The sequence below is a fragment of the Chryseobacterium daeguense DSM 19388 genome (assembly GCF_000430825.1).
GTDB classification, from domain to species: Bacteria; Bacteroidota; Bacteroidia; order Flavobacteriales; family Weeksellaceae; genus Chryseobacterium; species Chryseobacterium daeguense.
Genome location: NZ_AUMT01000016.1, coordinates 77199 through 89225, shown reverse-complemented (window position 1 = coordinate 89225; position 12027 = coordinate 77199). Strand labels below are relative to the sequence as shown.

Below are 12027 nucleotides of genomic sequence, written 5' to 3'. Positions count from 1 at the left end.
ATTCCCATTACAAAAAGATTGAGGGCAGGTTTTATGGTCAACACCGATATGGAATATATGACAGAGCTAAAATATATTATCAATAAAAATGTGGGCATTCGTACACATTATGACAGTGATATGGGCTGGGGTATAGGATTATCTTTAAATTATTAAAACAAAGGATAAACAGCTAAGCCAGGAAACCGAAAACGTTTTTTCAACCCGTTTGTGCTGTCTCGACTATTTAGCACAATATTACAATTTAAAATTGCACAAAACAATGATAGAACTTATAAAGACAACACCCGCATTTCCTGTCAGGGAAATTGACAAAGCAGTTCAATTTTACAAAGACAAATTTGGTTTTGATTGTCGGCACAAGGAAGACACTTTTGCAATTTTGGTTCGGGGCAACATAGAACTGCATTTGTGGGCTTCCTGCAATTATAGTTGGAAATGGAAAAGCATTTTTCTATTTCTAAAACCTATTAGTAGTGGGGCAGAAAGCTTTTTAGCAGGAACACACAGTTGCAGAATTGAAGTAAAAGGAGTTGAAGAGCTGTATAAGGAGCTAAAAGAAAAAGAGGTGCTTCACAATGAAAAAACAGAGATAGAAAGTACCTATTATGGCACAAGAGAATTTGCAGTATTAGACTTATACGGAAATCTTTTATCCTTTTATGAAAATGTATAAAAATATGTTTTTAAATTTTAGTATTTGCTTAAATAAACAATTTGCATATCTTTGTACTTATGGATAATCTTTCTTGTATAAGGCAGCAGGCGGACGTTAAGCAGATAATGCGTTGCAAAGACCGGATTAGTGAAATCAAAGGGACAGTTGATTATTTATCCAGCGGACTTGAGTTAGCGGGTAACAATGTAAGACTGAAAATACTTTTTCTTCTTTATGAAGAAAAGAAACTTTGTGTTTGCGACCTAAGCGATATTCTCAGTATGACCATTTCGGCAGTTTCTCAGCACTTGCGAAAACTCAAAGACAGAAAACTCATTGAAACGGAAAGACAAGCGCAAACTATTTTCTATTCGTTGGCAAAAGAGTATGAAAAAATGCTCAAACCTTTTTTCAAAATCCTTAACGAAAACAAAATTTTGGAAGCAATATGAAAACAGAAAAAAAATTAATCGGTGCAGGACTTTTGACAGCAATTGCTTCGTCCTTGTGCTGTATTACGCCAATTTTGGCTATAGTTGCGGGTTCAAGCGGAATTGCTTCTACCTTTTCGTGGCTTGAACCTTTTCGACCTTATTTTATTGGTATGACTGTTTTAGTTCTTGGCTTTGCTTGGTATCAAAAACTGAAACCTCAAAAACAAATTGACTGTAATTGTGAAACAAATCAAAAACAAAATTTTATGCAAACGAAATCATTTTTAGGAAGTATTACCGTAATATCAGTTTTACTTCTATCATTTCCGAGTTATGCTCACATCTTTGTTCCAAAGACAAAAATCACGGCAATTGTTACCTCGACTTCTAAAATTCAGAAAGTTGAATTTACTATTAAAGGAATGACTTGTTCAGGATGTGAACATCATGTAAAGACAGAAATTAGCAAACTAAAAGGCATTGTTGAAGTTATTGTTTCTTACGAAAAAGGCAACGCAATTGTAAAGTTTGACAACAAACAAACCAGCATCGAGCAAATCGAAAAAGCTATCAACTCGACTGGTTACAAATCACTAAAAAGCAAAATTATTTCATAATGGACATCATTTTAATATCCGAAATAACTTGTCCAACCTGCGGACATAAGAAATCCGAAGAAATGCCAACTGATGCTTGTCAATTTTTCTATCAGTGTGAGAATTGCAAAACAATCCTAAAACCAAAAAAGGGGGATTGTTGCGTGTTTTGTAGTTACGGCACAGTGAAGTGCCCACCTATTCAAGAGGGAAATGCTTGTTGTAAATAAATGGAAGTGAGGTTAAATTTAGCCTCACTTTTTATAACTATGATTTTGTCATTTACAAGTTTGGGTATCAACTCATCTATAAGTAAAATTCCTAACCTTGCTATATATAGCGATCTTAAAAAAGCATCATTAAATACATTGTTATAATGCAACTTAGAGAGGATGTATTGATAGCTTTTCATTTCAACTGCTGAAGAAATTAGTTCTTTTTTAATATCTTTAAATGAGAAATTTATTTTGACAGGAGTGTTCAGTGAGAGTTCCGGATATGGTTTGCTGGATTTATAAATCTATCTTATATTCATTTCCTTCAATATCTACAATAGAAATATCGGTAATCGTCATTTTTTTGTTCTCATCTTTTGTTTAGACAAGAAAACTTACAGCAATATTTTTCGTGGCTTTATTTCCAACGACTTTTGTTATTTTGAATGAAGAATTGTCTTTTTCCGAATCGAGAATTGGATTATTAATATCAAGTACTTTTTTTATAGATTAATTTTCTAAAGACAAAGTTTTAACCGTCGATTGTAAAGCTTCGTTTTCCTTTTTGAGAGATTCACAGTTGGTCTGGCTGTACGCCAATGAAGCCAGTGATATTGAAGATAAAAATAATATTCTTCTCATCTTTTTTTATTAAAATTTTTTTGTTTAGTATTTTGATAAGAGTTTCAAATATACCAAAAAAAATGATAATGAATCTTGTGCTCTTTTTTGATATTTATCCAAAATAGTTCTATACTCATCATTTTTTCATTTTCTGCCAAACAGAATTTTTTCGGATAGTAAATAAAAGGATTCCCGTAACTGTTAAAATACATCATTGAAAATTCATTAATTAAAGCAAGTTCAATACATCATCTAACCTGCGTAATACGAATACAGGTTGAACCCCATACCTGTATAAATCAGATACAAGTTACATGAGTAAAAAGGATTATGCCAATCATCAAACCTGCGTAAAATACATACAGCTGGAATTCACACCTGCATAAATCAGATACAGCTCACCTGTATAAAAAGGATTATGCCAATCATCAAACCTGCGTAAAATAAATACAGTTGGAATTCATACCTGGGTAAATCAGATACAGGTCATCTGCAAAAAATAGGACAATATTACTCATCGAACCTGCGTAATACGAATACAGGTGCAATCTCATACCTGCGTAAATTAGATACAGGTCACCTGCGTAAAATAAGTACAGGTCAAAATCATTACAATTTGATTTACAATACGGTAGGTAAATTTTCACTTTACAAGCAATTATTATTTTTCTTTCATACTCAAAGAATTCACTTCTGTAATTTCCCAATAAAAACAAAAGAAGATTAAAACTTACTGATTATCAATAATATAAATCGATTTTCAGAACTCCGAAAAATAAGCGGCCTTTTTGGCAAGATGTGTCTTTGTATATACAAACTTTTCAAGTTTGATATCCAAAGACGATCTTGCCTTTTTTGCAAAAAGGGGAAAAAACTGCGGAACTTGTTTTTTTTAGTTTAAATAATTAAATTTATTAATCTTACCGAAAGGTTCATCTCAAGAATTCCATGAGAAAGTTATCTAAGATGTTTTTTTTTGTAAAAAGAGAGCAACGATAATTCCATAAAAAATTCCCAAGAATGCTGCCACAATAACATCCGTAGGATAATGAACACCGTTGTAAATACGGCTGTATGCAACCAAAACAGCCCAGCAGACTAAAACATATTTTAGCCAATTATATTTTCTTGGTAGCAAAAAGATTAGGAATGTTGCTAAGCCAAATGCGTTCGCAGAGTGAGACGATATAAAACCATACTGACCACCTGGTCCTGCTTTGCTTAAATGTATCAAATTTTCGAGAGATGGTTCATGTGATGGTCTTAGTCTTTTGAACGCATTTTTTATAAGATGAGATGCGGTCTGGTCACAGATCGTGATCAGAAAAGCAATTGCCAAAAGTACGTAAGCACTTTTCTTTTTAAATTCTCTCATAATGATATACAAAAGAAAAGTATAAAATGGTATCCAAAACAGTTTATCACTTGCCCAATACATGATCGGATCAAAAAATGAATTGTGCTTTCGGTTTATAAAAAGAAAAAGCTGAGTGTCGAGTTGGTTTATATTTTCGAGCATAGTAATGTCTTAATAATGAATATTTTAAGTTGTTGTTATTTTTATTTGAGAGTCAATATTAATATTCCCCCGATGATCATAAAACCGCCCACAGCAATTTTCCAGGTAAATTGCTCGTTTAGGAAGAAAAAGGAAAGAGCCAGCGTAATAATTATACTTCCCTTGTCTATTAATGCTATTTCTGAAACATTACCCACCTTCATTGCCCTGTAATAGAATATCCACGAAATTGTGGTCGTAATTCCCGAAAATCCCAGCAATAAAATATCTTTTTTGGTAAGATTTGAAAAATCTTTGGCGTTATTAAATGCGAATATATTGAGCCAAATTAGAAAAAACACAAATGAAGTCCGGACAGCCAAACCTGTATCTGATGCAACATTTTTCAGTCCTGCTTTTGCTATGACTGAGGTTAAACCTGCAAATATCATCGAAATGATGGCGAAAATTTGATATTGTTTCATAAAGTGTTGTGTGAGAATATGTGATATTAAAAGGCTAACTTTTTAGTATTGAAATTAGCCTTCAATAAATTTGATATTTTGTGTATTATTTAAACGCTTTGATTCCCGCAAACTTTGCTGCACTTCCAAGCTCCTCCTCAATTCTCAATAGTTGATTGAATTTTGAAACCCGCTCACTTCGGCAGCCACTTCCTGTTTTCAAATGCCCTGCACCAACTGCCACTGTCAAGTCGGCGATTGTTGTATCTTCTGTTTCTCCGCTTCGGTGCGAGATAAAGCAGTTGTAATTGTTTTTATAGGCCAGGTCAATCGTTTCCAGAGTTTCTGTAACGGTTCCAATTTGATTTAATTTTATCAAAACAGAGTTTCCAATTTTTTGGTCAATGCCTTCCTGTAGAATCTTTGGATTCGTACAGAAAATATCATCTCCCACCAGTTCTACTTTGTTTCCTAATCTCTCCGTCAATTGCTGCCAGCCTTTCCAGTCATTTTCTCCAAGACCGTCTTCCAACAAAACAATCGGATATTGTGATGTCCAGCTTTCCCAAAGTTCAATCATCTGTTCACTTGTTTTTTGTTCTTTGGTGCTTTTGAAAAATTCATATTTGTCATTGTTCCACATCTCACTTGTTGCAGGATCTAAGCATAACGACACATCTTTTCCAGGCGTAAAACCGGCTTTGGTAATCGCTTCTAAAATGACATCAACGGCTTCTTCATTGGATTTTAGATTTGGTGCAAATCCTCCTTCATCGCCAACTCCTGTGTAATATCCTTTTCCCTTTAAAATTTCTTTTAAGGTGTGGAAGACCTCTTCACCCATTCGAATACTCTCCTTAAAGTTTGGGGCATTGTGTGGTGCAATCATAAATTCCTGAAAATCGATATTATTGTCAGCGTGTCTTCCGCCATTGATCACATTCATACAAGGTACAGGCATGGTATATGTTGATTCATCCCTGAATTGTCGGTACAGTGGGATCTTGTTAAAGGCAGCTGATGCTTTGGCATAAGCAATGGAAACGGCTAAAATGCCATTGGCACCGAGATTAGATTTGTTGGGCGTCCCATCCAACGAGATCATCAAGGCATCTACATCGTTTTGAAGAAGCATTTCTTTACCGACCAGTGCATTAGCAATAATAGTATTGACATTACTGACTGCTTTTGAAACGCCTTTGCCCTGATAGCGTGTTTTATCGTTATCTCTTAACTCCACAGCTTCCTTTTCTCCTGTGCTGGCTCCTGAAGGAGAGATTGCTCTCCCTTTAAACTCACCATTGATGGTGATCTCTGCTTCAACTGTCGGGTTTCCTCTGGAATCGAGTACTTCTCTTGCGTGTACTTTTGTAATTTTCATAATATTTTTTGATGTATTTAGGTGAATAATATTTCAGAACTAGGTTGAATAAGTAATATTTTAGTTTGTTTTAAATGGTCTTTATTCAATTTTAAAAATTGGTCGATCTTACTTTTATTATCAATAAGTTCAAGACAGGCAGGATTCTCCAAAGCAGGAATTTCCGAAATATTGTACGTAATAGTCTTATAATTCAGGTAACCTGATTTTGCGATAAAGATGTTGGCTTGCTCTATTTTGCTCTCTTTTGCCTTCTTTAACAACAATTCACCAAGGGAATTGTTCCATAATCTTTTCCAAAACGATTGATCTTTTACAGATGCTCCGTATTCGAAATAAATCCTTGCGATCACTGTTGGTTTATTTTCCATTGTGTTCATTTATTTGGTTTCGTTTATATTTTTTCCGGACTGATTTTGAAATCTGGAATGTTTTGCTTCCCCGATGACCTGTTTGCCGTAAATGCTGTTATGACCGGAAAGAAGATATGATACCACGCAGGCAATGGCCATATAGATTCCGCTTTCAGCCCCGAAGAGTTCTATTCCCATCAGCATACAGGCTAAAGGGGTATTGGTTGCCCCTGCAAATACCGCCACAAATCCCATCCCTGCCAAAAGACCTGTCGGAAGAGGGATGAATAATGACAAGGCACTTCCCAAAGTAGCTCCGATAAAGAATAAAGGCGTTACTTCGCCACCTTTGAATCCTGCTGCGAGGGTGATAATGGTAAAGGCCATCTTCAATGCAAAATCGAAAGGCGGTAATTGCTGCTCAAAAGATTGAACAATGGTCGGAATACCCAATCCGATATATTTCGTGGTTCCCATTGCAAACACAGCGACGGCAACTATGATCCCTCCCACAAAAGGGCGGAGCGGCGGAAAAGATATTCTGGATTTGAAAATAGAAGTAACATAATGGATGACCTTGCTAAAGGTCGCTGCACAAAGGCCGAATAAGATCCCTGCCAGTATACTATAGATGATTGGCAAAGCTTCCAATTGGGGAACAAGGTCGATATGATAATGGGTGTGTTTAACCTGCCAGAGGTTAGTGACCAGGTCTGCCAGTATTGCTGAAGCAAACGCAGGAAATATCGCATCATATTTTATTCTTCCTATCAGAAATACTTCGAGACCGAACAAGGCACCCGCCAAAGGTGTTCCGAATATAGAACCGAAACCAGCAGCAATAGCCGAGATCAGTAGTATTTTGCGCTCAGGTTCAGTTAGTCTGAAAGGTTTTGTGAATTGATCAGCGATTGCTCCCGCCATCTGCAATGCCGTTCCCTCTCTACCTGCGGAACCTCCAAAAAAGTGGGTTGCAATCGTTCCTAAATAAACAAAGGGTGCCATCCTGAAAGGAATAATTTCCTTTGGATTGTGGATGCTGTCAATCAATAAATTATTTCCAGCCTCAATATCCTTCCCCAGATAATTGTAAAGCAAGCCGATTAACAGACCTGCAATTGGCAGAAAAGCAATGAGCCACAGATGATTCTCCCTGAAATTCGTAGCCCAGTCCAGTGATACCAGAAAACCTGCCGAGGCAGACCCTACACAGATCCCAATGATGGAACTGATTAAAAACCATTTAACGATGTATGGGAGAGTAGGGTATTTACGGAAAAAGATCTTTGTGTGAAGCTGAGCTGCTTTGCTGTTGGATCTAAAATGCTGATTTTTGGACATAATTTACCTGATTAAATGTGTTAACATTGTCTAATCAGGCGTCATCAGCTTTTTTAGGGCGGTTGGGTAAGGAAGAGCACCATTTCCTTTCAACAAATGTACAAAATAGTTTTTAGAAAATACTATTGACAGACATTATAATAATGTTTTTCAGGGATAATACTTTTTCTTCAGCCACAAACTAACCCTTACCAATAAAATTAAAACAGGTACTTCCACAAGAGGACCGATGACCCCAACAAATGCTTGTGAGGAATGGATTCCGAAAACCGCTATAGCAACAGCAATGGCTAATTCAAAATTGTTTCCTGTTGCAGTAAATGCAATCGATGCATTTTTGTCATAAGGCACTTTCAATGCTTTACTAATGAAAAAACTGATGAAGAATGTAAGAACAAAGTAAATTACTAATGGGATGGCAACTTTAACAACGTCCATTGGTAGCTCTAAAATTTTGTCTCCCTTTAAACTGAACATCAATACTATAGTAAACAGCAAAGCATACAAAGTAACAGGTGAAATAGCCGGAATGAATTTTCTATTGAACCAATCTTTTCCTTTTAATTTAATCAAGAAATAGCGGCTCAAAAATCCTGCAATAAATGGAATTCCTAAATAAATGAATACACTCTCGGCAACATCTTTCATTGGTACCGCAATGTTAAAATTTCCTAAGCCTAGTTTTTGTGGTAATACATTAATGAAAAGCCAAACATAAAAACTATAAAAAACCAATTGGAAAATACTGTTTAATGCGATTAGCAGAGCTGCGTACTCCCGATTGCCTTTTGCCAGATCATTCCATACAATTACCATTGCAATACATCTTGCTAAACCGATCAAAATTAGACCAATCATATAGTCTGGCTCATCTCGTAGAAAAATGATAGCTAATACAAACATTAAAATAGGACTGATAATCCAATTGAGTAGCAATGATACCGACATTACTTTTTTGTCTTTAAAAGCCATTGGTAATAGAGTATAATCCACTTTTGCCAAAGGTGGATACATCATCAAAATCAAGCCTATTGCTAAGGGAATATTAGTTGTTCCGACAGACAAAGAATTTGTGACAGTAGAAATATCAGGAAAGAAATATCCTAACCCAACGCCCAAAAGCATTGCTAAAAAAATCCATAGGGTAAGAAAGCGGTCGAGGAATTTTAATTTTGGTTGCATCTTCTAATTATTGAGTTGAGCGTATTGTTCCGCTGTTAATAAATTTTCTGTTTCTCTTACGTCTTCAATTTCAATTTTCACCATCCAGCCATTATCAAACGGATTAGAATTTACAAGCGTTGGCTCGTTTAAAAGTTGCTCATTGGTTTCAATAATTTTTCCTGAAAGAGGCATAAATAGGTCGCTGACGGTTTTAATTGCTTCTACAGAGCCAAATACTTCGTCTTGATTGAAGTTATGATTAACATTCGGCAAGTCAACATATACGATTTCTCCCAATTCCTTTTGAGCAAATGCTGTAATACCGACCGTTGCAGTTTTGTTCTCAATACTAACCCAAGTATGTTCTTTTGAATAATGTAGATCTTTTGGAAGTTCCATTTTTTTAGATTTTAAAGATTAATAGCCACGTCTTAGATTTTCTGCATACTCGTTTGGAAGAGGGCTGTCTTCCACTGCCTTTGCCGCCTTTTCAAAGTCATAGTCGAAGCGGATAAATTCTACACTGATGCTTTCTTTGTTTAAAACAGAACTATTTTCATCAACTGTCAACATCACGTAACCACCTCTGATATCATTGTCTTTCGGCTTCCCAACGGAACCGATATTTACTGCGTGACGAAAATGATCTTGTCCATCAATACCCGAATTTAAAACTCTATGATATGGTTTGTGTGTATGTCCGAAACACATAATGTCGGCATCGGCCTGTTCCATAATACGAAGCATACTTTTTTCTTCACGGTCTTCGAAAAGATATTCATTTATTTTTCTCGGACTCCCGTGTACCAAAAGCAGGTTCAGTTTGTCTTCGTTCAGTTGAAATTCTACTTTTATATGTGCTGGAAGTGTGCGCAGGTACGCCCTTTCATCATCTTTCATCAAAGAATTGGTAAATGAAATGGAGATATTTCCGTTGTCCTTCTCAGCATCTGTTTTGTAGGCGCAACCGCATTCATTACTCATTCTCCCAATGCCAAAATCGTAGTTGCCTGCAATAGTTGGTATTCTTCTTTTACGGATTTCATTGACCACTTCGTTTGGCCAAATATTGTAACCTACTAAATCTCCCAAGCAATAAATGCTGTCGGGATTTCTTTTTTCAACATCTGCAAAGAATGCTTCCAATGCAGGGAGATTAGCGTGAATGTCGCTGAATAATGCAATTTTCATTTTATTTATTTTTATTTAAGAATTCTTCTATTTCAATTATTGTTTGTTTTGCAGATCTGTTTATACCAATTAATGTTGCAGATGCATAGCCTGTCCAGTTACCATAGCCAACAAACCATAAACCTTCCATTTCCAAAGATCTGCTATCTGTGGTTTTAGCGATACCACTTTCATCTATACGGACGATTGATCTTAAGTAGGCGGTGTCATAACCAAAGCCTGTGCACCAGACAAAAGCATCAAACTCTTCTGAATTTCCATCATCCCATACCACACCTTGATCATAAATTTTATGAAATGAACCGCTTGAAACTAAAACGCCTCTTTTCTGAGCTTCTTTAACAGGAGGAACCATAACGATATTTCCTAAATTGTACTGCGATGCATCAAAGGGTTTTCCTTCTTTTTCCGCTTTGTATTTCGCTGACGCAACATTAAATAGGTAATAACCATCTACATTGTCTGGAAGAAATTGAGGTTCTCTTTTTGTAGACCATTTTGTTTCAGTAAATCTTGAAACTTCAGCTACAATCTGTGCACCTGAATTCCCTTCACCAATGACTAAAGTTTTCATTCCTATAAAGTCCTCTGGATTTTTGTAGTTTCCGGAATGAATTTGTATTCCCTTAAAACTTTCGATGCCATCTATGTTTGGAATAGTAGGGTTTCCCCAGGTTCCGGTTGCTGAAATAATTGACTTAGCTTTTATAGTGTTCTGTTGTATATCAACGATAAAAAAATCTCCATTTTTTTTGATATTATTAACCTCAAATCCCCGTCTTATATTCAGCTGATAGTGTGCTTCGTATTGCTGTAAGTAATTTATTACTTCTTGCTTAGGAGGAAATTTATTTTTAGATTTCGGCATCGCCCAGCCAGGCAAGGAACTGTAATCGGCTGGTGAAAAAAGGGTTAGACTGTCCCAAGTATGAAGCCAGGCACCTCCAGATATAATTTGTTTATCCAATATTACATAATTCAGTTTAGCTCTTCTCAAATAATATCCACAAGCTAAAGCACTTTGTCCTCCTCCAATAACAACGACGTCGTATATTTCATCCATTAATCTTTGGTTTTGATTATTTTATAATGGCAGATTAGTGAGTAAATTATGTTTAGCAGCAACCTCCGCCAGGCGTACAAGAACTGTTTTGGTTTACACCAAGTTCAATTAGATTCTTTTTTTCTTTTTCTGATGGGATTCCGCAAGCATCCTGTGCTAAACAAGCTGTAGTTTTATTTTTTAGAATAAATGTTTTTCCATTGAATTCTAAGTCATATTTTCCGATAGTATCACTTTGATATTCAACTTCAATATCAAAATCCCCGATTCCCAATTTGTCTTCAGAAAGTTTGATAATGTTGAGTAATTTGTTAGGCTTTAAACGGTGTTCAAAATCGTCTGCATTCCAAAGCTGAAAATTCACAACCTTCTCTGAACGGATGACACCGCCACAATCAATAAAGTTTTTATTAATCATTCCTACTTCTGTAACGTGAAAATGTTCCGGAACATAAGCTCCATTTTCTAACTGGAATTCAACATTTTCTAATGTTGGTAAAATTTGTTTTACTTCTGATAATTTCATAATTAAATGTTTATAGGTTAAATGCAATATTGCGATATATTTAGGTAAAAAAACGCTTAACAGCATTTTGATTTGGTAACAGTTTGTACTATTGCGGAAAAATAAGTGTTGAGAATTTCGATGGTCTTTTCGTCTATACAATAGCAGATAGCGTTTCCGGAAATGTTACCTTTTATGATCCCGGCATTTTTCAGTTCTTTCAAATGCTGAGAAACGGTAGGTTGAGCTAAGGGTAATTCATTCACGATGTCGCCACAAATACACTCATTGACTTTCATCAAATACTCAATAATAGCTATTCTGGCAGGATGTCCTAATGCTTTTGCAATAGTTGCAATTTGATTTTGTTTATCTGTAAAATGTTCTGTTTTAGTAGCTCCCATAATTGCAAAGTTTAATATTGCAATATTACGATAAATATTTTGAAGAATCCAAATTAATCCAGATTATTCTTTTTTAATCTTCGTAAGTTTCCAGACTAATCCAGATTATTCTTATTTAGCCAAAACCCATTGAATA

The 12027-nt window shown here is 35.6% G+C and carries 16 protein-coding genes and 1 riboswitch; of the genes, 4 read left to right on the top strand and 12 right to left on the bottom strand.

Annotated elements, in window-relative coordinates:
- Positions 1 to 262: 262 nt before the first annotated feature.
- From H560_RS0117230 to H560_RS23445, 4 genes are read left to right on the top strand one after another with little or no spacing between them, the layout of a single operon-like run.
- Entirely contained in the window at positions 263 to 676 is a 414-nt protein-coding gene (locus H560_RS0117230) for a bleomycin resistance protein (protein ID WP_034753120.1), read from the top strand.
- Positions 677 to 735: 59 nt separating this feature from the next.
- On the top strand, positions 736 to 1110 hold the full coding sequence (locus tag H560_RS0117225) for an ArsR/SmtB family transcription factor (protein WP_027381139.1): 375 nt from the start codon (positions 736 to 738) through the stop codon (positions 1108 to 1110).
- On the top strand, positions 1107 to 1709 hold the full coding sequence (gene merTP, locus H560_RS0117220; protein WP_027381138.1) for a mercuric transport protein MerTP: 603 nt from the start codon (positions 1107 to 1109) through the stop codon (positions 1707 to 1709). The genes H560_RS0117225 and merTP overlap by 4 nt, the downstream gene beginning before the upstream one ends.
- Positions 1709 to 1918, top strand: coding sequence for a GDCCVxC domain-containing (seleno)protein (locus H560_RS23445; RefSeq protein ID WP_081413999.1), 210 nt, complete (start codon positions 1709 to 1711; stop codon positions 1916 to 1918). The genes merTP and H560_RS23445 overlap by 1 nt, the downstream gene beginning before the upstream one ends.
- Positions 1919 to 2413: 495 nt before the next feature.
- Here H560_RS23445 and H560_RS23645 read toward each other — a convergent pair whose 3' ends face one another.
- The 12 genes from H560_RS23645 to H560_RS0117160 all read right to left on the bottom strand — a co-directional run bounded on the left by H560_RS23645 (position 2414) and on the right by H560_RS0117160 (position 11891).
- Positions 2414 to 2545 (bottom strand): hypothetical protein, encoded by a 132-nt coding sequence (locus H560_RS23645; RefSeq protein ID WP_262486294.1) that lies wholly within the window; start codon positions 2543 to 2545, stop codon positions 2414 to 2416.
- A gap of 943 nt (positions 2546 to 3488) precedes the next feature.
- Complete coding sequence (locus H560_RS0117210; RefSeq protein WP_027381137.1) at positions 3489 to 4046, bottom strand: phosphatase PAP2 family protein; 558 nt, start codon at positions 4044 to 4046, stop codon at positions 3489 to 3491.
- Between the two features lie 41 nt (positions 4047 to 4087).
- Positions 4088 to 4510: an EamA family transporter gene (locus H560_RS0117205; RefSeq protein ID WP_027381136.1), complete on the bottom strand. Its 423-nt coding sequence runs from the start codon at positions 4508 to 4510 to the stop codon at positions 4088 to 4090.
- An 85-nt stretch (positions 4511 to 4595) separates the two neighbouring features.
- Positions 4596 to 5873, bottom strand: coding sequence for a phosphopyruvate hydratase (gene eno / locus H560_RS0117200; RefSeq protein ID WP_228372497.1), 1278 nt, complete (start codon positions 5871 to 5873; stop codon positions 4596 to 4598).
- Positions 5874 to 5887: 14 nt separating this feature from the next.
- Positions 5888 to 6241 (bottom strand): DUF190 domain-containing protein, encoded by a 354-nt coding sequence (locus tag H560_RS0117195; protein WP_123983439.1) that lies wholly within the window; start codon positions 6239 to 6241, stop codon positions 5888 to 5890.
- Between the two features lie 9 nt (positions 6242 to 6250).
- Positions 6251 to 7564, bottom strand: coding sequence for a voltage-gated chloride channel family protein (locus H560_RS0117190; protein WP_027381133.1), 1314 nt, complete (start codon positions 7562 to 7564; stop codon positions 6251 to 6253).
- Between the two features lie 28 nt (positions 7565 to 7592).
- Positions 7593 to 7660, bottom strand: a riboswitch (Fluoride riboswitch).
- A gap of 54 nt (positions 7661 to 7714) precedes the next feature.
- On the bottom strand, positions 7715 to 8746 hold the full coding sequence (gene arsB, locus H560_RS0117185) for an ACR3 family arsenite efflux transporter (RefSeq protein ID WP_027381132.1): 1032 nt from the start codon (positions 8744 to 8746) through the stop codon (positions 7715 to 7717).
- 3 nt (positions 8747 to 8749) lie between these two features.
- On the bottom strand, positions 8750 to 9127 hold the full coding sequence (gene gcvH / locus H560_RS0117180) for a glycine cleavage system protein GcvH (protein ID WP_027381131.1): 378 nt from the start codon (positions 9125 to 9127) through the stop codon (positions 8750 to 8752).
- Between the two features lie 18 nt (positions 9128 to 9145).
- Entirely contained in the window at positions 9146 to 9919 is a 774-nt protein-coding gene (locus H560_RS0117175) for a metallophosphoesterase family protein (protein ID WP_027381130.1), read from the bottom strand.
- 1 nt (position 9920) lies between these two features.
- Positions 9921 to 10982 carry an ArsO family NAD(P)H-dependent flavin-containing monooxygenase gene (locus H560_RS0117170; protein WP_027381129.1) on the bottom strand — a complete coding sequence of 354 codons (1062 nt, stop codon included), beginning with the start codon at positions 10980 to 10982 and terminating at the stop codon, positions 9921 to 9923.
- Between the two features lie 52 nt (positions 10983 to 11034).
- Complete coding sequence (locus tag H560_RS0117165; protein ID WP_027381128.1) at positions 11035 to 11508, bottom strand: DUF6428 family protein; 474 nt, start codon at positions 11506 to 11508, stop codon at positions 11035 to 11037.
- A 56-nt stretch (positions 11509 to 11564) separates the two neighbouring features.
- A complete protein-coding gene (locus H560_RS0117160) occupies positions 11565 to 11891 on the bottom strand; it encodes an ArsR/SmtB family transcription factor (protein ID WP_002981116.1) in 327 nt (108 codons plus the stop codon).
- Positions 11892 to 12027 lie beyond the last annotated feature (136 nt).